Genomic DNA, 21,894 nt, shown 5'->3' with positions numbered 1-21,894 from the left:
GAACACCGGGTCGGTGTGCCACCCGGTGTGTGCACGGAACCGCGGCTACATCAGCTTGTAGCTGAAGGTCAGGTTCCACCGCGTATCGCGATCGTTACTTTCCGGCGGCCGGTCGCCCGTGGGGCGGGCCAGCGCGAAATCCACCGAATAGTGCCGGTTGTCCGACACCCTCACCCCGACCGCCGCCGAGTCCAGCTTGTCGATCAGGGGACGCGCGCCGTTGAGGTAAACATGAGCGCTCTGGTACACGACGTACGGCACCACGGATTTGACCCATCGGCTGCCGATGACGAAGCTGCGGTTCACTTCCGCCGAGGCGGCCCAGCCGCTGTCACCCGCGGCGTCGCCGGGATCGTATGCATAGGCGTAGCTCGGTCCGCCGAAGTTGATCTGCTCGGTGGATGGCAAGGCGTTGTCGCTGTATTGCCCGGTCGCCCGGAATACCGTGCCGAAGCGGTGCTTCCACTGTTCGGCCCAGGTCATGCTGGTCGTGTAGCGTGTAAAGCTGACATCGGGCGTGGCAATGGCCAGCGGACCGGTGTTGCTGACCGCGCGGGAATACGCACCCATGCCCGCGAAGCCGTGGAACACCGCGGCGCTGAACTGCTGCGTGCGTTGCGTGCCTACCTGCAACCACGACAACTCGGCGTTCAGCACGCGAACGCTGGATTGCAATGCCACCATCGCGCCGTTGAGCGTATTGCGGTAGCGATCATCCTGCTTCGAGGCATAGATCCCCATCGTCAGGTTCAGGCGCTTGCTGTTGGTCAGCACCAGCGGATAGACGGCCGAAAGGGCGAGCCGGTCCTGGGTGAGCCGGTGGTCCAGGTACGCCGGCAGCTGGTTGTCGGTGTCGGGCGTACCCCAATAGCGGGTCGCGTCCACCTTGCCCTGCCAGCCCTGCGAGCCGAACGGCTGCATGTACCCGAGCACGTAGAGGCGCTGGCCGCCGCCGTTCGGAAACAGCGTGGACAGGCTCACTTGCTCGCCCAGCGGCGTGGCACCGTTTTCCAGCAGCGTGAACACGCCCTGCGCACCGGGGTGGTTGAGGTCCATGCCGTAGCTGACGTCGTAGCGCTGCCGCTTCGCGCTCAGTTCCAGGCGGGTTGCACCGTCGGTCGTGGTGGGCGGTGGCACGTTCGCGCCGATGGTCAGCCCGGGCAACTGGCCGAGCAACTGGGTGTAACGCTCGAAGGTGTCCTGCCGCAGCGGCCGCTCGCCGACCACGTGCGCCGCGATGGCGCGGATGCGCGACTCCATGTTGCCGGCATCGCCGGTGACGCGCACCTCGGACACATAGCCTTCCACGACGGCCACACGCACCACGCCGCCGGAGAAGTTCTGGTTGGGCACGAACGCGAACGACAGCGCGTAGCCGGCTTGTTTGTACATCGCCGTGACGCGGTCGGCGGCGGCGATCAGGTCGCGAACCGTGGTGTCCTTGCCGCGCATCGGCGCGAACTCGGCGGCCACCTTGTCGAACGGAATGGATTTCACGCCCGTCACATCGAAACGGGTGGGCGTCAGGTGACGGGCGAGCAACGCCTCGACAGCCTGGCTGGGCGCTTCGACGTTCACCTTGACCGGCGCCTGCGTGGGCGCCTCGGTACGGGGAAGGGTTTGCAGCGGATTGGCAGGCGCACGCACCTGCCCCTGCGCGGAACACACGACGGCCATACCGATAAGGAAGCCGAACCATCGATTCATGGACACTCCCCTGGGTCCATCGGACCGGAAACGGAACAGGTGGACGGGCGACGCCGGAGCGCCGCCCGTCTTCGACATCACGATGGGATCAGCGGGTACCGCCGCCGAGGCCGATCTTCACGCCGAGCTTGGAGCCTTCGTTCGCATTCAATGCGCCACCCGTGAGGCCTCCCACCAGTCCGCCGACGGTACCGCTTACCGTGTTGGTCACGCCGGTCAGCGCAGCGCCCAGGCCGGCAGGAGCCGCACCGGTCGAGCCGCCACCTGACGTGGCGCCCGAGACGCTACCCGTGGCCGCGGCCACGGTGTTGACCACGGTGCTGACCGCAGCGGTAGCGCCCGACAGCGCGCCACCGTTCGAGACGGCCGCCGTGGCGCCGTTGCCGACACTGGACACCGTGGTGCCGAGCGCCGAGGTCACCGGAGCCAGCGGTGCGAGCGCGCCAGTACCCAGGCCGGATACCGTGTTGCCCGCACCGGTGACGGCCGCGGTAGCTCCAGCGAGCGTGGTACCGACGGTATCGCCACCGCCGACGCCAGCCTTGCCCAGGCCGTTGGAAAGGCCCGCGCCCACCGGCGCCAATGTCGATGCCACGTTCTGCACCGCCACACCGGCAGTTGCGGTCAGGCCCGACGTCGCGCCCGGTCCCTGCACCGCGGCAATGGTGCTACCCAGCGACGACACGCCCGCGCTAGCACCGCTGACCAGGCTGCCGCTTGCCGAGCCTACCGCCGCGACCAGGTTGCCCGAGTTGATCGGCGAGGCGCTGTCGCCCAGCGCGCTGACCACCGGCGTGAGAACGTTGCTCACGGCCTGCGTCAACGTGTTGCCCGAGGCGGAATCCAGTTCGCTGCCGAGCGTCGACCCCACCTGCCCCACGCCAGAGCCGGTATAGCCCACGACACTGCCCACGGCCTGGGTGATCGGCATGATCGGCGTACCCGCACCCACCGTCGCGACACCGTCGCCCAGGTTGTTCACTGCGCCGCCCACCTGCGTCACCACGTTGCCGAGGCTGTCCGTCGTCGTACCGACCGGATCGGCGATGTTGCCGATCTGGCCCAGGCCGCCGCTGGTCGCATTGCCGAGCGTCGTCACCGCGCCACCCACGCCCTGCACCGCCGAACTCAGCGCATCGGTCAGGCCCGCCGTACCACCCAGCACCGTGGTCGTCGGCAACTGCGCACCGACGCCGGTCACCGTGCTGCCGATCGCCGCGATGATGCCGCCCGCTCCCGTCGCCAGCGATCCGACGGCCGTGCTGGCCGCCGCAGTCGTCGGGCCGGTGCCGCCGCCCGTACCACCGCCCGTGCCACCGTCGCCGCCGGTGCCACCGCCGGTGCCTCCCGTGCCGCCGCTACCTCCCGTACCACCGCCGGTGCCGCCGGTACCGCCCGTGCCACCGCCGGTACCACCGGTGCCGCCGCCGGTTCCGCCGTTACCCGTGCCACTGGGGCCACCGGCCGTGCTGTCGCCGCCGGTGCTACCGGTGCCGCCCGTTCCCGTTCCACCGGTGCTTCCCGTACCCGACGGTCCGCCCGCCGTGTCCGAGCCGCCACTCCCCGTACCGCCGCTTCCGGAGCCGCCGCTTCCCGAGCCATCGCTACCGCTGCCGCTAGGACCGCCGGCCGTACCGGGGCTCACGCTGGTGCCCGTCTTGCTGCCGGAGCGGGTGGAGCCATGACCACTGCAGGCCGTGATCGACACGGCGCCTGCGAGCAGGCAACTGACGAGGACGGTACGTGTGAGAACCTTGCTGAATTTCTGCTCGCTCATGATTCACCCCTCCGAACGCATGGCATTTTGGACACTGCTCCCGACATGTGGGAGCGGAACATCGACTGTGACCCACGTCACACCCGGTGATTCATGAAACGCCGCGCGCCTGTGCCGTATTACGCAAATTTGGCCAATAAACGCGCATATTCCAAGCCGATTCGGCCATTTGTGTAGCTGCGTCAAGCCGCCGACGCGCTGGATCGAGCAAAACGACGAATTCGCGCAAGCTAATCAAAACGCCAAAAAATCCACGTCATTTCCCTGACGTCGTTGTAGGAGCGCACGCACGTGCGCGAACCCTAAACGTGGCTATGGCGAAAGAGGCCATGCATCACATACGTGTTGGCGTTTCCGAGCGAAAAACGAAGCCGGCTTTGACAGGCGCAAGGCTTCGCTTGCCCAATGAATGGCAAGGGTTCGCCGACATCGTCGGCTCCTACAACCGCACGCGATGGCGTAGCCGAGCCGGGCAGTGCGATGGCAAAGCCGAGCCACCCAACGCGATGGCGCAGCCGAGCCCGCCCTACCCCCCACCAGCCCAAAAAAAACGCCCCGATACCGGGGCGTGTTTCAAAACCTGAAAAAACCGCTCAATGCACGGTGAACAACTTATCGAACCCCGCAATACGCAACGTATTCCGCAAATCCGCCCCGGCATTCACGATACGGATCTCCGCACGATCGCCGCCGGCGTGCTCGCGCAGCAGCATCAGCATGCCCAGCGCGGAGCTGTCCATGCTGGTTACCTGCTCCAGGTCGAGCACATAACTGCGCGCCGCCAGCACGTCGCCCAGGCAGGCATCGTGGAAGGCACGGTGGATCGAGAAATCGAAGCGATCGCCCAGGTGGAGGGTGAGGCAGCCGTGCTCGGCATCGTTGTGAACGTTGATGGACATGGGTGTCTTCCTCAGAACAGGTCGATGTCGCCGGCAGCCATCGACTGCTGGAGGGCGGGGCCGCGGGCACGCAGGCGGGCACGTTCACGCTGCTCGGCAAGGCGGGCACGCACTCGCTGGGCGCGGCCACCGAGCTCGGACGGGTCGGACGGCGCGCAGGCGAGTTCTTCGATGTCGCGCGTGCAGTCGGCGGTGATCTCCTGCAGCTCGACCAGGCGCGAGCGCGTCTGGTGCAGCAGCTGGCTGAGGATGTCCTCGAACTGCAGCGAACGGATGGTGGTGGACACGTCGTTGCCGAGACCGCGGTTGATCGTGGCCGCCTCGTCCGCCGCGGCGCTGGTGCGCTGGTTGGACTCGGTGATCGTCGACATCATCTGGTCGATGTCGCCCTTGGCCGACAGCGCCACGTTCATGTCCTGCGAGGCCATGTGGCCGACCAGTTCGCGCAGCTGTTCCATGGCGGTGCGCGAGCGCTCCACGTGGGTGCCGATCTTCTCGTTGAACTGGTTGCTGTGCTGGGCGAGGTTGCGGATTTCCCCCGCGACCACCGCGAAGCCGCGGCCGGATTCACCCGCACGCGCCGCTTCGATGGCGGCGTTGAGCGCCAGCAGGTTGGTTTCTTCGGCGATCGTGTTGACGTTCTTCAGCAGCGCGAACACGGCGTCCATTTCCTTCGCCATGCCGTCGATGCGGTAGACGATGCGCAGGCTTTCGCGCGACAGCTGGACGATCAGGCCAACGAAATGCTCGAGCAGGCCGGCGGTGCGGGAGGCGAAATCCTGCACCGAGATGCCCTGGCCACCGCTTTCGATGATCTCCGTCAGCAGCTTCTGCTGCTTGCCGGTCTTGTGGGAGAGGCCGTTGAAGCCGCCGCCCAGTTCGGCCACGGCGTCGCGGACCAGGTCGAGCGCCTGGTGCAGTTCGCGGCTGGCGTGGCCCAGTTCGTCGACGATGGCGCTGCGCACGTCTTCCATCGCCTCGCGTACGGATGCCTCGTCGCTGGTGGCATGCGAGTTGAGCACCACCTCGACCTCCGGCAGCGGGGCCGGCACCAGGCTGATGGCGATCCAGGTAGCCGTCAGCAGGGCCACGACGACCGGGGCGACCCAGGCAGCGTGGAACACCAGGACTATGACCAGGGCGATGGCACTGGCGATAAAGCCGATGCTGCGTTCGTTCTTCGGGATGACCATGATGATGTCTCGTTCTTCAGGTGCCGACGCGGGCGACGGCGGAAACGGGGGTTTGGGCAAGCGCGAGCAAGCGCGCGGCGATGGCGTCCAGCGGCAGCATTTCGCTGGCGGCACCGGCTTTCCAGGCGGCGCCCGGCATGCCCCAGACGACCGATGACGCTTCGTCCTGGACCAGCGTGGGCGCGCCGATTTCCTTCAGTTCGCCCAGACCGCGGGCGCCGTCGTCTCCCATGCCGGTCAGCAGTACGGCCACGGTGGCCGCGCCGACGCTGGCGGCCATGGAGCGGAACAACACGTCGACCGACGGCTTGTGCCGGTTGACCGGCGGGCCGTCGTGCAGGCGACACACATGCTTGGCGCCGTCCCACATCACCAGCAGATGCTGCCCACCCGGCGCGATGTAGGCATGGCCGGCCTGGATGGGCTGGCCGTCGCGGGCCTCGCACACGCGCATGGCGGAGCAGGTATCCATGCGTGCGGCGAACGGACCGCTGAACGCCGCAGGGATGTGCTGGGTGATGACGATCGGCGGGGCGGTCGGCGGCATGGCCTCGAGCACTACGCGGATGGCCTCGGTGCCGCCGGTGGAGGCGCCGATGGCGATGATGCGGGTACCGCCGCGGCTGCCCGCCGTCTGTGCGCGCGGCAGCACTGCGTCGGCGGACAGACGGGGCGGCACGTCCATGCGCGGCACGTCGTACCGCGGCGTGTCCAGGCGGGTGACCTCGGAACGCTCGCGCGGCTTGGCGCCCGCGGCGAGGCGAACCTTGGCGCAGATCTCCGGCGCGTGTTCCATGAAGGTATTGGCGAGGTCGGCCGACGGCTTGGTGAAGAAGTCGATGGCACCCAGCTCGAGTGCGCGCAGTGTGACTTCCGCGCCCTTCTCGGTCAGCGTGGAGACCATCACCACCGGCATCGGCCGCAGGCGCATGAGGTTCTCGAGGAACGTCAGGCCGTCCATGCGCGGCATCTCGACGTCGAGCGTGAGCACGTCGGGGTTGAGCTGCTTGATCTTCTCGCGGGCGATCAGGGGGTCGGCGGCGGTGCCGACCACTTCGATGCCCGGATCGGACTCGAGCATGGTCGACAGCACCTTACGTACCAGGGCCGAGTCGTCGACGATAAGAACGCGAACTTTCTGCATGGATGCTTGCAACTCGGGTGGCGTGACGTCCCGGTCGGTGGAACCGAACGGCGCTGAATGTCTGGGTGGAACGGCCTGACGATATCGTCGTCAGAAAAGTTCCACCTCTCCCTTTATCGGATCGTCGGCCAATCGCTTGAGGTATCGTTTCTCGCGATCGGCAAGATTGTTGTCGTGGGCGGCGCGCAACTGGCGCACGCGCACCTTGCCGCTGAACGGAAAGAACTGCACCTGGCGCGGGAAGATGTCGCCGACGTCCGACGCGCAGAGCCGCAGCTTCTCGGTGGCGATGTAGCGCTGCACGAAGGCGATGTTGCGCTGGCCGATGTCGGTCATGGTGGCGAGCACGCGGCCGCCGCCGAAGATCTTGACCTCGAAGTCGTCACGGCGACCGCCGGCCTTGAGGATGGCGTTGATCAGCTGTTCCATGGCGTCGTTGCCGTAACGCGCGGCACGACCGACCGTGGAGCTCCAGCTGTCGCGCTCGCCGGCCGGCTCGGGCAACATGAAGTGGTTCATGCCGCCGATACGCAGGCGTGTATCCCGCACGCAGGCCGACACGCACGAACCGAGTACGGTGGAGATCATCTCCTCCTGCCGGCTGACGTAGTACTCGCCGGGCAGGATCTTGACCGTAACCACTTCCTGCGCGGGATCCCAGAATCGCCGGATGTGTTCGAACCCCGGCAGCACCGCCTTGGGATCGAAATTGGCGAACGTCCTGGGCTGCGCAACGAAGGTGTCGCTCATGTGCGTTTCCGGTAGACCGTTCGACCGATCAGGTCGAAGTCCTCGGACAGTCCGTACATGGATTCCGAGTGACCGAGGAAGAGGTAGCCGCGGCTGTCCAGCATGCCGGCGTAGCGGGAGAACAGGCGCTGCTTGGTCGGCTTGTCGAAATAGATGACGACGTTGCGGCAGAAGATGGCGTCGAACTTGCCCTGCATGGGCCAGTCGTGGAGCAGGTTCAGCGGCTGGATGGTAACCAGCTCGCGTAACCGCGGGTGCACCTGGGCAAAGCCGTCGAACGAGCCCTCGCCACGCAGGAACCAGCGCTTGCGCCTGGCATCGCTCACGCCCGACAGGCGCTCGACCGGATAGACGCCCTTGCGACCGAATTCCAGCGCCTGGGGCGACAGATCGGTGGCGAGGATCTTCGCGTCGATCTGGATACCCGTACGCTCCATGGCCTCGGCCAGTACCATCGCGATGGCATAGGGTTCTTCACCGGTCGAGCAACCGGCGGACCAGATACGCAGGCGGCCACCGTTGCGTTTTTCCTCCAGCCAGCGCGGCAGGAGTTCGTCGACCAGCATGTCGTAGTGGTGCATCTCGCGGAAGAACGAAGTGACGTTGGTGCTGATGCAGCTGGCCAGTTCGCCCAGCTCGCCATCCGGATCGCGGCGCAGGAGGTCGCAATAGGCGGCAAAGCCGTCGAGCTGCAGCGTGCGCAGCCGCCGCAGCAGGCGCCCCTGGACCAGCTGGCGCTTGTGCTCGCCCAGGGAGATGCCGCAATGCTGCAGCACGAACTCGCGCAGGAAGGTGAACTCGGCGTCGCCGAGGTTCGGACCCGACGCGCTCGTCTGCGCGACGGTGTCGCTGGAATGGACGAGCGCGTTCATGATCAGAACTCCTTCCAGGCGCCTGTGTCGGCCGACTCGGCCGGGCGGGATGCGCGGGTGGCGGGTGCGGCGACAGGCGTGCTGCGCACCGCGGCAAAGACGGTTTCCATTTCCTGCTGCGTGGCGTCCTTGCGCGGCGCCTTGGCGGCGTGCGTGGAGGAGGCGACGTTGCCGGTAACGCGGAAGAACGAGACCTGGCGGCTGAGCTCGGTGGCCTGCTCGTGCATGGCACGCGCGGCCGCCGCGGATTCCTCGACCAGCGCGGCGTTCTGCTGGGTCATTTCGTCCATCTGCAGCACGGCATGGTTGACCTGGTCGATGCCGGCGGACTGCTCGGAGCTGGCCGCCGCGATCTCGGCGACGATGTCGGTCACCTTCTTCACGCTTTCGACGATCTCGGCCAGCGCCTTGCCCGACTGGTCGACCAGTTCCGAACCGGCCCTGACCTTGCTGGCGCTGTCGTTGATCAGGCCCTTGATCTCCTTGGCCGCACCCGCCGAACGCTGGGCGAGGTTGCGAACCTCGGTGGCGACCACGGCGAAGCCGCGACCCTGCTCACCGGCGCGGGCCGCTTCCACCGCGGCATTGAGCGCCAGGAGGTTGGTCTGGAAGGCGATTTCGTCGATGAGGCTGACGATGTCGGAAATCTTCTTGCTGGAGCTGTTGATCTCGCGCATGGCCACGACCGTCTGGGCGACCACTTCACCGCCCTTCTCCGCCTGCTCGCGGGCACCGCGGGCCAGCTGGTTGGCGTGGCTGGCGTTCTCGGCGTTCTGCTTGACCGTGGAGGTCATTTCTTCCATCGAGGACGCGGTCTGTTCCAGGCTGGAGGCCTGTTCCTGCGTGCGCTGGGAGAGGTCGTCGTTACCGCGCGAAATCTGCTGCGCGGCGGTGCTGACCGAACCGGAGCCGTGGCGCACCTCGGTCACGATGTCGCTGAGGCGCTCGTCCATGGCGCGGAACGCCGACTGCAGCTGGCCCAGTTCGTCGGTACGGGTGACCTTCACGTCGTGGCCCAGCTTGCCCTCGGAAATCTTGTTGGCGATGTCGACCGCCTCGTTGAGCGTGCGGATGACCGAACGGATCACCAGCACACCGATCAGCAGGCAGATCGCCAGGCCGATGGCGAGCGAGCCGATGCTCAGCGTGCGGATCAGCGCGTACTGCGAGGACTCGGTGGCGTAGATCTCGGAGGCTTCCTCACGCTTGGCCTCGATCAGCTTGGTCAGCTGCGACTGGCGATCCATCAGCAACGGGCGCACCTGCATTTCCAGGACGTCGGAAGCGCCTTCGTCGGCCTGCTTCAGCGCATCGACCATGTCGGCCTTGGCCTGGTCGTAATCGGACGCGGTGGCTTCCCACTTGTCGTAGAGCTTCTTGACGTTGGCCGACATCGGGATCTTGAGGAACTCGGCCTGCGTCTTGTCGATGTCCGCCTGGTACTTGTCGAACTCCGCCAGCTTCTGCTTCACCTGGTCGGCGTTGCTGACCTTGGTGCCGGCCTCGCCGAGCACCACGAACGACATCAGCGAATTGGTGGCGATGTGCGAGAGCATCTCCGAAGGTGCAAGTCCTTCCTGGTAGATCTTGCGCATGCCTTCGTTCTGGAAGTGCATGGCGCCCAGGCCTACGGCCGCGCCACCGAGCAACATGATCGTGAGCAGGCCGAGCACGCCGTAGAGACGACCGCGGACGGTCAATGCGGGCTTCTTGAACTTGAACTTCTTCATTACGATTCCAATCGGCAAGGTGCGGCAAAGGCAAACCGGGCATCGCGTGCCGCAGTAGCCGGGGCCACCGCGACAGGCTCAGGCTCAGGCGACGGCTTTGACATCCGTGGAGGCCAGGGCGGCTTCCAGCATCTGGGCGTCCTGCGGCTGAAGCAGGCGATCAACATCGAGCAGGAGGACCATGCGCTCCCCGACGGAGGTCAGGCCCTTGAGGTATTCGGTATCGACCGAGGTACCCATGTCGGGCACCGGGCGAATGCTGCCGGGGGCGACTTCCACCACGTCGGAGACGGCGTCGACCACCACCCCGAACTGGCGACCGTTGACCATCACGATGACGGTGACGGTGGTGGCCGTGTAATCCTCGCGATCCAGGCTGAAGCGCAGGCGCAGGTCCAGCACAGGGACGATGGCCCCGCGCAGGTTGAGCACGCCCAGCACGTAGGGCGGTGCCTGCGGGATGCGTGTGACGGCTGTCCAGCCGCGAATCTCGCGGACGGCAAGGATGTCCACCGCGTATTCCTCGTTGCCGAGGTTGACGGTGAGATATTGCGCGGCCTCTTCGGACGCGTCGATGGCGGTATTGGCTGCTTGGTTCATGTCGTTCCCACGGCGGATCGGATCGGCGGTTCGGGACCCCTTCCCTTGGGGTATCGGCTATCCCCAGCGGAGCTTGAGGGCCAATTTCAACGTGATGTGCGCGGATGTGAGCCAGGCAGGCCCGGGCGGGCGGCAGGCGTGGGACGCGCGGGTGCAGGACGGGCGCTTATGGGACCGGCGCGTCTGGTGCGGGCGCGTCTGGTGCGGGCGCGTCCGGGTCGGGCGCATGGGCGCCTGGGCGCATGTAGGAGCGCGCGTGCGCGCGCGACATGGTTTGAGGCCGTGAGCCCGGATCTGGCGCGCCAGCTCCGGGGTTATCGCGAGAAGATGTCGCGCGCGAGCGCGCGCTCCTACATACAGACATGCACCGCGGGGTGTGTGTGCCCCGTGGTGCCGGCCTGCGTCAGGCGGCCTTGCGGCGGGCCTGGAGGCGCACCAGGCCGGCGACGTCGGCGATCAGGGCGACCGAGCCATCCGCGAGGATGGTGGCGCCGGAGATGCCGCTGACCCGGCGGTAGTTCGCCTCGAGCGACTTGACGACCGCCTGTTGCTGGCCGATCAATTCGTCGACGAACAGGCCGATGCGGCTGCCCTCGCCTTCCACCACGATGACGATGCCCTCGTCGATGGTGCGGCGCTGACCTTCGCAGTTGAATACGTCGAACAGGCGGACGATGGGGAGCCACTGGTCGCGGAAGCGGAACAGCTCGCCGCCACCAGCCACGCTGCGCAGCGCATCGGGCTTGACCTGCACGGACTCCACGATCGACACCAGCGGCACGATGTAGGTTTCCTCGCCCACCGCCGCCGTCAGGCCGTCGATGATCGCGAGCGTAAGCGGCAGCGTGATGGTGAAGGTGGTGCCCCGGCCCTGCACGCTACGGATATTGACCGTGCCGCCCAGGTCCATGACGTTGCGGCGTACCACGTCCATGCCCACGCCACGGCCCGACAGGTCGGTGGTGGCGGCGGCGGTGGAGAAGCCCGCTTCGAAGATGAGGTCGGCCACGGCGTCGTCGGACAGGTGCTCGCCAGAGCTGATGATGCCGCGCGACACGGCCTTGGCGACGATGGCGTCGCGGTTGAGACCGGCGCCGTCGTCCGCCACTTCGACCACGATGGAGCCGCCGCGATGGAAAGCTTCCATGCGCAGCGTGCCGGTGTCGCCCTTGCCCGAGGCCAGGCGCTTGTCCGGCATCTCCAGGCCGTGATCGATCGCGTTGCGCACCAGATGGACCAGCGGATCGCCGATCTTTTCCAGCACGGTCTTGTCGAGTTCGGTGGTTTCGCCGCGCATGTCCAGCACGACTTTCTTGTCCAGCTTCTGGGCGAGGTCGCGGACCAGGCGCGGGAAGCGGTTGAACACCGTGCTGATGGGGAGCATGCGGATGCTCATCACGCTTTCCTGCAGCTCGCGGGTGTGCCGACCCAGCTGGGCCAGGCCCTGGCGGAACATTTCCAGCTGCGATTCGTCCACGCCGTCGTTGAACTGGGTGAGCATGGACTGGGTGATGACCAGCTCGCCGACCAGGTTGATCAGGACGTCGATCTTCTCGATGCCGACGCGGACCGAGCTGGATTCGCTGTTGACCGCGGGTTCGCGGACGGCGCGTGGCGCGGCGGCCGCAACCGGCGCGATGGCCTCGACGACAGGCGCGGCCACCGGTGCCGACAGGCGCGGCGTGGCCGTGAGGTCGCAGTCGCCGTCGACCCAGTCGAACACGCCTTCGACGGCGGCGCGCTTGGCGCCGGCGTCCAGGCTCAGCGTCCAGCCGAGGTAGGACGACTCGGCGTCCATGTCGGCCAGCGCGGGAAGCTTGCTGGTGTCACAGGTGACCGTGAGCGGGCCCATGGCCTCCAGCTCGCGGAACATGCGTGCCGGATCGTTGCCGGTCTTGAGCAGGTAATCGAACGGGCGGAACGCGATGTCCCAGCCTTCGATGGCTTCGACCGGTGCGGCGGCCTTGACCGCCACCGGCGCCACCGGGGCGCCCGAGACCATGGCCGACAACTCGGCCAGGAGCGCCTGGCTTTCCGGCGTGGCGGCCGGCTGGCCGGCCATCGACAGGGACAGCATGTCGCGCACCGTATCGCCCGAGCGCAGCAGCAATTCGACGACGGCCTTTTCCATCGGACGGCGGCCACTGCGGACCTCATCCATCAGGTTTTCGGCCACGTGCGTAAATGCCGCGACGTCGGTGAAACCGAACGTGGCCGCACCGCCCTTGATCGAATGGGCGGCACGGAACACGACGTTGATCAGTTCCGGGTCTTCGGCACCCTCGTCCAATGCGAGGAGCGCCTGCTCCATGGCGTCGAGACCGTCGAGGCTCTCTTCATGGAACGCCTTGTGGAATTGCGCCAGATCGACTTTGGACATGGGGGAACCCTGGATGACCGGAACGTGTAAGGAAGCGACTTGCGGAAAGATCAGCCGAGAACGCGGCCGACGGTGGCCAGCAGCTGCTCCGGATCGAACGGCTTGACCAGCCAGCCGGTGGCACCGGCGGCCTTGCCTTCCATCTTCTTTTCCGGATTGGACTCGGTGGTGAGCATGAGGATGGGCACGCCGCGGTAATCCGGACGGGTGCGGATCTCACGAACCATCGAGATGCCGTCCATCACCGGCATGTTCACGTCGGCGAGGATCAGGTCGAACTTGTGCACGGCGGCGGAATCGAGCGCCGCCTGGCCGTTGTCGGCCTCTTCGACGTCGTGACCGGCGCCACGCAGGGTGAAGGCGACCATGCTGCGCATGGAAGCCGAATCGTCTACCGCAAGAATCTTAGCCATCGAAGCACCTTCAGTTCACGCCGGCGTGGGCCGGCAGTTCAATCAGACTGTTGAGACCCAGCACGGCGACGCCGCGCTGGAGGGGATCGCTGACGCCTGTCCAGGTGACGGTGCGTCCTGCCGCCCGCGCATCGCGGGAAAACGCGGCAAGCAACTGTAGCGCCGCCGTGTCGACCTGGGCCACCGCGCTACCGTCGATACCGACCGGACCGCCACTGGCGAGCGCCGCCAACAGCGTATCGCGCAGCGCGGGGGCCGCGGCGATGCGCAGGTCGGCATCGAGTGCCAGCGCTGAGCTGGTGGCTTCTTTGGAGGATTTCTTGGCCATCGTCCGTACCATGGGGACCCCGTGGCGCAGATCGCCTGGGGTCGTTCGATGGGCTTATCGGCCCCACGGGGGAAAGCTTTAGGCGATGCGTCACCGGTTATGAAATCCACCGCCGACCATTGTGAAATTCACCCATCTTCACCAGTGAACATGATATTCATTGACAACGTTGTCATGGCGGAAAAAACTCGAACCGTATCGTCGCGCCGCATGACCTTTTTCGTCACGCGGCGATCGCCAGCAATCACGGGGTCAATGATGGGAACCTTCTCCAACCAGCCGGTCGTCACGGACATCGCGTCGGCGCGGCGCCCGGTGCTTGCGGCGGATGTCGGCGGCACGCACGCGCGCGTCGCGCTGGTCTATCCCCAGGGGCCAGCACAGGCGGCCGTCCAGCTGCTTTGCCACCGCCGCTACGTCGGCGCCGAATGGCCCAGCCTGGCCGCCATCCTAAAGGATTTCCTGGCGACCCATGCGTACCTGGCCCCGCTGGGGGTGGAGCGCTGCGCCATCGCCATCGCCGGGTATGTGCTGAATGACCAGGTCGCCAACAGCAACCTGCCGTGGCCGGTGGCGCTCGGCGATATCCGCGCCGTGGCGGGCGACGCGCTGGAGGTGGTCAACGACTTCGAGGCGGTGGCCTTCGCCAGCCAGTTCATCGACCCTGCCGAGGCGGTCGCCGTGCTCCCGGGCATCCCCGGTGGTACGCGCGGTCCCGTCGTGGTGATGGGACCGGGTACCGGGCTCGGCTCGGCCGTGCTGCTGCCGGGCGACGGGCAGGCCACGGTATTGCCCACGGAGGCGGGCCAGATCGCCTTCGCCCCCGGCGACGAGCGCGAGGCGGCCATTCTGCGCGTCCTGGCCCGAACCCGGCCTTACGTGTCGGTCGAGTCGCTGCTGTCGGGACCCGGCCTGCTGGCCACCTATCGCGCCCTCGCCGAACTGGACGAGCGGGACGCGCCGCTGGCCACCCCCGGCGAGGTGAGCGCGGCCGGCATGGCCGGTACCGATCCGACCGCGCATGCCGCGCTGGACGTCTTCTGCGCCGTACTGGGCGGTTTCGTCGGCGACCTGGCCATGCTCTACGGCGCGCAGGGTGGCGTATTCCTGGCCGGCGGCATCCTTCCCCAGATCAGCGACGTCGTCCTGGCCAGCCGGTTCCGCGAGCGCTTTTTCAACAAGGGCGTCATGCGACCTTTCCTGGAGCGCGTGCCGGTGTGGCTGGTGGAGCACGGTCACCTTGGCGTGCTGGGCGCGGCCACGATGCGCGCGGGCTCGCGGGTGGGCTCACGATGACCGTCGGCAGCAACGGCCGGAAGCCCGCAGCACGGCACCTTGGCCGCCGCCTGGCCCTGGCCGCCGCGCTGGCCTGCACCGGCGGCCTGGCGCACGCCGACGCGCTGCCGCTCATTCCCCTGCCCGCCGACATCCGGCAGACCGAAGGCTCGCTGGCCATCGACGCGCATACCGTCATTGCCTATGCGCCCGGCGATCGTGGCGCCGAAGCCGCCGCGGTCTACCTCGCCGCCGAACTGAAACGCAGCCGCGGCCTGTCCCTGACGCCCATCCCCACGCGGCAGCCACCCCATGGCGCGATCGTGCTGCGTACCGATCCGGCAACCCGCGTGACCCAGGCGGACGGCTACACCCTCGACATTACCGGCGACGGCGCCCGGATCGCCTCGCGCGGCGACGCGGGTCTTTTCTACGGTGCGGTCACCCTCTGGCAGCTGGCGAGCGCAGATGGCCAGCAGGGTGCGACACACGTCCCCGACGTCGCCATCCGTGACTGGCCGCGCTTTGCATGGCGCGGCCTGATGCTCGACGTCGCCCGGCATTTCCACGATGTGGCCGCGGTCAAGCAGGTGCTCGACGCCATGGCCGAGCACAAGCTCAACGTCTTCCACTGGCACCTCAGCGACGACCAGGGCTGGCGCATCCAGATCAGGCGTTACCCCCGCCTTACCGACGTGGGCGCCTGGCGAACGCCGCCGGGCGCGGGCACGTTCGGCGAGCCGGAGCGCTACGGCGGCTTCTACACCCAGGAGCAGATCCGCGACGTGGTGGCTTATGCCGCCGCCCGCCACATTACGGTGGTGCCGGAACTGGACATGCCCGGCCATGCACAGGCCGCGGTGGCCGCCTACCCCGAACTGGTCGGTGTCACCGGCGAGCACCCCGCGGTTTCCGTGGACTGGGGTGTCAATCCCTACCTCTACAACGTGGACGACAAGAGCTTTACCTTCATCGAGAACGTGCTCGACGAGGTGATGGCGTTGTTCCCGTCCACGTACATCCACCTGGGCGGCGACGAAGCGGTCAAGGACCAGTGGAAACAGTCGCCCGCCGTGCAGGCGAAGATGGCCTCACTGGGCATCAAAGATGAAAACGCCCTGCAAAGCTGGTTCACCGATCGCCTGGGCGATTACCTCGCCAAGCACGGCCGGCGCCTGATCGGCTGGGACGAGATCCTCGAAGGGGGGTTGCCGCGCACGGCCTCGGTGATGTCATGGCGCGGCGTCGAGGGTGCGGTGGCCGCGGCGAAGCAGGACCACGACGTGGTGCTCGCGCCCGCCGGCTGGATGTATTTCGACAACCTGCAGAGCGACCGCGCCGACGAACCCAACGGTCGTCTGTCCGTGCTCGACCTCAAGCGCGTCTATGGTTTCGAACCGGTGGATGCGTCGCTGACACCGGAACAGGCCCGGCATGTGCTGGGTACCGAGGCCACCCTCTGGAGCGAGTTCATTCCCTCTACTCGCCACATACAGCATGCACTGTTCCCGCGCCTGGATGCCATGGCGGAAATCGCCTGGTCGCCACGTGACGTGCGCAACTGGGACAGCTTCCTGCAGCGGCTGCCCGCGCAGGTGCGTCGCTATGCGGCACTGGACATCGACGCGTCGGATACCGCGTTCGCGCCGGGCATCCACCTCGACGAACCGGTGTCCGGCATCCTGCGCGCCGGCAAGGCCACGGTGCGGATCGACACCCAGGTGACGTTCGGCACGATCCGCTACACGACGGACGGCAGCCTGCCCGATACGCAGGCCAAGGCCTATGCCGCGCCCTTCGACGTGACGCTGCCGACCACCGTGCGCGCCGCGACCTTCGCCCCGGACGGCACGCGGATGGCCGCGGTACGCAGCCGCGTGATAGACCGCGACACGCTGCTGACCCGACGCACCGGCGAGCTGACGAAGTGTGCCGATGGCAGCCTGGGCCTGCGGATGCCGTTGTTGCCCGACCTGGGCGCGATGGACACCGCGGTGTTCGACATTGACCTATTCCACGCCTGCTGGGCCTACCCGGCCGCGCCGCTGGACGGCATCACCGGCATCCGCGTGGACGTGGCCCGGCTGGCCCGCAATTACGGCCTGGCGCACGAGCTGTCCAAGGTCGTGTCCTACCCGGCGAAAACCGCCTACGGCGAGCTGGAGATCCACCAGGACACCTGCGCGGGCCCGCTGCTGGCCTCCCTGCCCCTGCCACCGGGAAAATCCCTCGGCGAACGCTTCGTCCTGCAAGGCAAGCTGCCCGCGGTGCGTGGCGACCACGATCTGTGCCTGCGCAGCACCGCACCCATCACCGGCCCGCTTTACGGCCTGGGTTCGGTGAAACTGACCGGGCCGGCGCAGTGAGCGGCCGTCACGCGACGCGGCGTGTCGCAGCCGTCGCGGCCGCGTTGCTGCTGTGGGTGGGCCACGCCTCGGCCGTCACCCCGGCGGCGGCACCCGAGCAACGCGCCCGCGACCTGGTCTCGCGCATGAGCCTGGACGAGAAGGTAGCGCAGTTGCAGAGCGCGGCGCCGGCGATACCGCGGCTCGGCATTCCCGCCTACGAGTGGTGGAACGAAGGCCTGCACGGGGCGGCACGCGCGGGTTATGCCACGGTGTTTCCGCAGGCGATCGGCCTGGCCGCCAGCTGGAATCCCGACCTGCTGCAGCAGGTGGGCGAGGCGATAGCGCAGGAAGCGCGCGCACGCTTCGACGCCATCGGCGCGGGCCACGACCACGGCCGCTACGAAGGGCTGACCATCTGGTCGCCGAACATCAACATCTTCCGCGATCCCCGCTGGGGCCGTGGCCAGGAAACCTACGGCGAGGATCCCTACCTCACCGGCCGGCTGGCCGTGGCCTTCGTGCAGGGTATCCAGGGGCCCGACCCGACGCACCCGCGCGCCATCGCCACGCCGAAGCACTTCGCCGTGCACAGCGGACCGGAGGCCGGTCGGCACGGCTTCGATATCGACGTGTCGCCGCACGACAGGGAAGCGACCTTCCTGCCGGCGTTCCGCGCCGCGATCACGGAAGGCCACGCGGGCTCGGTGATGTGCGGCTACAACGCGCTGCACGGCACACCGGTGTGCGCGGATGCGGGTTTGCTCCAGGACACGTTGCGCACGAGCTGGGGCTTTACCGGCTTCGTCGTCTCCGACTGCGACGCGGTGGACGACATGACCAAGTTCCACTACTACCGCGCGGACAACGCCGGCTCGTCGGCGGCCGCGCTGCGCGCGGGCACCGACCTGGATTGCGGCTTCGCCTATGCGGAGCTTGGCGAGGCGGTGCGCCGCGGCGACGTGGACGTATCCGTGCTGGATACGGCCCTGGTCCGCCTGTTCGCGGCCCGCTACCGGCTCGGCGAACTGGGCGTGTCCGCATCGCCCCGTGCCCGGCCCGCCGAGTCGCCGGCGCATGCGGCGCTTGCGGTGGACGCGGCGGCGCAATCGATGGTGCTGCTCAAGAACGACAACGGCGCGCTGCCCCTGCGCGGCACCCCGCACATCGCGGTGATCGGACCCAACGCCGACACCGTGGAAACCCTGGAAGCGAACTACCACGCCACGTCGCGCGCACCGGTCACGCCGCTGCAGGGCTTGCGCACGCGTTTCGGTACCGAACGCATTCGTTATGCGCAGGGCTCGCCGGTGGCCGTGGGCGTGCCGGTGCCGGTACCGGAAACCGCGCTGCGCACGCAGGTCGCCCCCGGCGCCGCGACCGGCCTCAGCGGCAGCTATTTCGTCGGCACCGGTTTCCAGGGCAAGCCCCGCGCCACGCGCGTGGATCGCACCATCGACTTCGACTGGGACCACGTGACCCCCGCGGGCCTGCCCAAGGGCACCTACGCGGTACGCTGGACCGGCGCCCTGCTGCCGCCCGGCCCCGGTGACTACACGCTGGCGGTGCATGTGGATCGCTGCTTCGACTGCGTCGGCCACGATCCGGTGCGCCTGTTCGTCGACGGCAAGCCCGTGGTGCAGGACGACGGTAGCGACACGAGCATGCAGGCCCGCCTGCACTTCGACGACACCCGGCCACACGACATCCGCCTGGAGTACGTGCACAGCGGCAACGACCAGGGCGTCCGCTTGCAGTGGCTGGCGCCCGCCGACGCGCAGCTGGCCGAGGTGGACCGTGCGTTGAGCGACGCCGATGTCGCCGTGGCCTTCGTCGGCCTGTCGCCCGACGTCGAAGGCGAGGAACTGCGGATCGAGGTACCGGGTTTCGCCGGCGGCGATCGTACCGACATCGGCCTGCCCGCCGCGCAACGCGCCCTGCTGATGCGTGCCGCGGCCAGCGGCAAGCCGCTGGTCGTGGTGCTGATGTCCGGCAGCGCGGTGGCTCTGGACGAGGCGAACGAGCGCGCCGCCGCCATCGTCGCCGCGTGGTACCCGGGCCAGAGCGGCGGCACCGCGGTGGCGCGCCTGCTGGCGGGCGACGACAACCCGGCCGGGCGCCTGCCGGTTACGTTCTACCGTTCCGTGCGCGACCTGCCTCCCTTCACCAGTTACCAGATGAAGGGGCGCACCTACCGCTACTTCGACGGCACGCCGCTGTACCCCTTCGGCCATGGGCTCAGCTACACGCGCTTCGCTTACGCCGAGGCACGCCTGTCGCAACCGGCGCTGACGGCGGGCGATACCCTCACCGCCAGCGTGGACGTGCGCAACAGCGGCGAGCGCGACGGCGACGAAGTGGTCCAGGCGTACCTCGGTTTTCCCGAAGGCGACAAACTCGCGCCGCACCGCACGCTGGTCGGGCTGCAGCGCGTGCACCTGCGCGCCGGCGAAACGCGCCGGATCACCTTCGTCCTCAATCCCCGCCGGCTCAGCTCCGTGGATGCGGCTGGCCAGCGTGCCGTCGTCCCCGGCAGCTACCGACTCTTCCTCGGCGGCGGCCAGCCGGGCGATGCGCCGGGCCAGTCGCTGGAGTTCACCCTTCAGGGCCGGCAGGCGCTGCCGCGATGACGCGCCTCGTGCCGCGTCTCGCGTTACTGGTGGCCGGCCTGCTCGCGGTGCTCACGGCCTTCGCCAACCCGCCGCTGACCGTGTCCGGCGCGCATTTCATGCGTGACGGCAAGCCTTACCAGATCATCGCCGGCGACATCCATTTCCAGCGGGTGCCGCGGGCGTACTGGGCCGACCGGCTGCGCAAGGCGCGTGCGATGGGGCTGAACACCGTCACCACCTATGTGTTCTGGAACGCGGTGGAACCGACGCCCGGCCAGTTCGACTTCAGCGGCAACAACGATGTGGCGGCCTTCGTGAAAGCCGCGCAGGCCGAAGGTCTGAACGTCATCCTGCGCCCAGGGCCGTACGTGTGCGGCGAGTGGGATGCCGGTGGTTTCCCCGCCTGGCTGTTCGCCGAACCGGGCATGCGCGTGCGCACTCGCGACCCGCGTTTCCTCGCCGCCGCCGACCGCTACCTGCAACGCCTGGGCAAGGAACTGGCACCCCTGCTCGCGTCCCGCGGCGGCCCCATCGTCGCCACCGAGCTGGAAAACGAATACGGCTCTTACAGCGACGACAAGGCCTACCTCGGCCAGATCCGCGACATGCTCAAACGGTCGGGCCTGGCGGACGACCTGCTGCTCACCTATGACGGCCCCGACCTGCTCGCCAATGGCACCCTGCCCGATGTGACGGCGGTGATCGACTTCGCGCCGGGCGAGGCGAAGAAAAGCTTCGAGACGCTGGCGCGCTTCCGGCCGGATGCACCGCGCATGGCCGGCGAATACTGGGCCGGCTGGTTCGATGCGTGGGGCGGCAAGCATGCCGACACCGATACGAGGCAACAGGCCGACGAACTGGCCTGGATGCTGTCTCGGGGCGACTCGGTCAACGTGTACATGGTGCATGGCGGCACCAGTTTCGGCTTCATGAACGGCGCCAATTTCCAGGGCAACCCCTCGGACCACTACACGCCGCAGACCACCAGCTACGACTACGACGCGGCGCTGGATGAAGCGGGACGCCCGACCCCGAAATACCTGCGCTTTCGCGAGGTGATCGCGAAGGCGACCGGGCAGGCCCTACCCCCGGTGCCGGCGTCGCCGCCCCTGCGCAGCCTTCCCGCCTTTACCCTCGACGAATCCGCATCGCTGTGGGACAACCTGCCGGCGCCGCACGCGTCCGAGCAACCCCGGTCGATGGAAGCGTATGGCCAGTCCTACGGCTACATCCTCTACCGCACCACGGTGCATGGTCCGTTCCACGGCACGCTGTACCTGGGCGACGTACGCGACTATGCGGCGGTCTACCTCGATCGCGACGCGCGCGGCACGGTCGACCGACGACTGAAGCAGGTGTCCATGCCGATCGATGTGGGCAGCGGTGACCACACGCTGGACATCCTCGTGGAAAACACCGGCCGCGTGAACTACGGGCCGCACCTGGACGACGGCCGCGCCGGCCTGGTCGAGCCGGTGATGCTCGGCACCGATGTGTTGACCGGCTGGCAGGTGTATCCCCTGCCCATGGATACACCGCGCACGCTGCGCGGCTGGACGACCGCCCCGGTCGCGGGCCCGGCGTTCCACCGCGGCCACGTGGCTATCGACACGCCGGCCGACACGTTCCTGGACACGCGGGCGTTCGGCAAGGGCGCCCTGTGGCTCAACGACGTGAACCTGGGCCGGATCTGGTCGATCGGACCCCAGCATGACCTTTACGCGCCCGGCCCCTGGTTCCACCGGGGCCGCAACGACGTGGTGATGTTCGACCTGGACACGCGCGACAAACCCGTCGTAAGGGGTGTCGATCACCGGCTGTGGTCCGACCCCGCCAAACAACCCTGACTTTTTGCGCCTGTGCTGGAGT

At 67.8% G+C, this 21,894-nt stretch carries 16 protein-coding genes; 4 read left to right on the top strand and 12 right to left on the bottom strand.

Translation table 11 applies throughout. From position 1 onward, the window contains the following. Positions 1-45: 45 nt before the first annotated feature. The 12 genes from QRN34_RS03200 to QRN34_RS03145 form a co-directional block, all read right to left on the bottom strand. Complete coding sequence (locus QRN34_RS03200; protein WP_285401931.1) at positions 46-1,707, bottom strand: POTRA domain-containing protein; 1,662 nt, start codon at positions 1,705-1,707, stop codon at positions 46-48. Between the two features lie 88 nt (positions 1,708-1,795). Further along, positions 1,796-3,484 carry a collagen-like triple helix repeat-containing protein gene (locus tag QRN34_RS03195; protein WP_285401930.1) on the bottom strand — a complete coding sequence of 563 codons (1,689 nt, stop codon included), beginning with the start codon at positions 3,482-3,484 and terminating at the stop codon, positions 1,796-1,798. A 593-nt stretch (positions 3,485-4,077) separates the two neighbouring features. Further along, positions 4,078-4,383: an STAS domain-containing protein gene (locus QRN34_RS03190; RefSeq protein ID WP_036140518.1), complete on the bottom strand. Its 306-nt coding sequence runs from the start codon at positions 4,381-4,383 to the stop codon at positions 4,078-4,080. Between the two features lie 11 nt (positions 4,384-4,394). Further along, positions 4,395-5,576, bottom strand: coding sequence for a methyl-accepting chemotaxis protein (locus QRN34_RS03185; protein WP_285401929.1), 1,182 nt, complete (start codon positions 5,574-5,576; stop codon positions 4,395-4,397). A 16-nt stretch (positions 5,577-5,592) separates the two neighbouring features. Continuing rightward, complete coding sequence (locus QRN34_RS03180; RefSeq protein ID WP_285401928.1) at positions 5,593-6,720, bottom strand: chemotaxis response regulator protein-glutamate methylesterase; 1,128 nt, start codon at positions 6,718-6,720, stop codon at positions 5,593-5,595. A 90-nt stretch (positions 6,721-6,810) separates the two neighbouring features. After that, positions 6,811-7,470 carry a chemoreceptor glutamine deamidase CheD gene (gene cheD, locus QRN34_RS03175; protein ID WP_036140514.1) on the bottom strand — a complete coding sequence of 220 codons (660 nt, stop codon included), beginning with the start codon at positions 7,468-7,470 and terminating at the stop codon, positions 6,811-6,813. Then, positions 7,467-8,342: a protein-glutamate O-methyltransferase gene (locus QRN34_RS03170; protein WP_036140513.1), complete on the bottom strand. Its 876-nt coding sequence runs from the start codon at positions 8,340-8,342 to the stop codon at positions 7,467-7,469. The genes cheD and QRN34_RS03170 overlap by 4 nt, the downstream gene beginning before the upstream one ends. Positions 8,343-8,344: 2 nt before the next feature. Next, positions 8,345-10,072, bottom strand: a complete 1,728-nt coding sequence (locus QRN34_RS03165; protein ID WP_285401927.1) for a methyl-accepting chemotaxis protein — start codon at positions 10,070-10,072, stop codon at positions 8,345-8,347. A gap of 84 nt (positions 10,073-10,156) precedes the next feature. Beyond that, on the bottom strand, positions 10,157-10,672 hold the full coding sequence (locus QRN34_RS03160) for a chemotaxis protein CheW (RefSeq protein ID WP_285401926.1): 516 nt from the start codon (positions 10,670-10,672) through the stop codon (positions 10,157-10,159). Between the two features lie 403 nt (positions 10,673-11,075). Further along, positions 11,076-13,052 carry a chemotaxis protein CheA gene (locus QRN34_RS03155; RefSeq protein WP_285401925.1) on the bottom strand — a complete coding sequence of 659 codons (1,977 nt, stop codon included), beginning with the start codon at positions 13,050-13,052 and terminating at the stop codon, positions 11,076-11,078. Positions 13,053-13,102: 50 nt separating this feature from the next. Then, positions 13,103-13,465: a response regulator gene (locus QRN34_RS03150; RefSeq protein WP_036140506.1), complete on the bottom strand. Its 363-nt coding sequence runs from the start codon at positions 13,463-13,465 to the stop codon at positions 13,103-13,105. A 10-nt stretch (positions 13,466-13,475) separates the two neighbouring features. Continuing rightward, the gene (locus QRN34_RS03145) at positions 13,476-13,793 is read right to left on the bottom strand and encodes an STAS domain-containing protein (RefSeq protein ID WP_285401923.1); all 318 of its coding nucleotides are present in this window, start codon (positions 13,791-13,793) and stop codon (positions 13,476-13,478) included. Positions 13,794-14,051: 258 nt separating this feature from the next. Here QRN34_RS03145 and QRN34_RS03140 point away from each other — a divergent pair, with 258 nt between their 5' ends. Genes QRN34_RS03140 through QRN34_RS03125 form a run of 4 tightly spaced genes read left to right on the top strand, consistent with a single transcriptional unit; the run spans position 14,052 to position 21,872 of the window. Next, on the top strand, positions 14,052-15,089 hold the full coding sequence (locus QRN34_RS03140) for a glucokinase (RefSeq protein ID WP_285401921.1): 1,038 nt from the start codon (positions 14,052-14,054) through the stop codon (positions 15,087-15,089). Next, on the top strand, positions 15,086-17,434 hold the full coding sequence (locus QRN34_RS03135; protein WP_285401919.1) for a family 20 glycosylhydrolase: 2,349 nt from the start codon (positions 15,086-15,088) through the stop codon (positions 17,432-17,434). The genes QRN34_RS03140 and QRN34_RS03135 overlap by 4 nt, the downstream gene beginning before the upstream one ends. A 56-nt stretch (positions 17,435-17,490) precedes the next feature. Beyond that, a complete protein-coding gene (locus QRN34_RS03130; RefSeq protein ID WP_285402139.1) occupies positions 17,491-20,043 on the top strand; it encodes a glycoside hydrolase family 3 protein in 2,553 nt (850 codons plus the stop codon). Beyond that, positions 20,040-21,872 (top strand): beta-galactosidase family protein, encoded by a 1,833-nt coding sequence (locus QRN34_RS03125; RefSeq protein WP_285401917.1) that lies wholly within the window; start codon positions 20,040-20,042, stop codon positions 21,870-21,872. The genes QRN34_RS03130 and QRN34_RS03125 overlap by 4 nt, the downstream gene beginning before the upstream one ends. Positions 21,873-21,894 lie beyond the last annotated feature (22 nt).

It is taken from the genome of Luteibacter sp. ME-Dv--P-043b (assembly GCF_030209605.1).
Classification (GTDB): domain Bacteria; phylum Pseudomonadota; class Gammaproteobacteria; order Xanthomonadales; family Rhodanobacteraceae; genus Luteibacter.
This window is presented reverse-complemented; position numbering and strand designations above follow the sequence as displayed.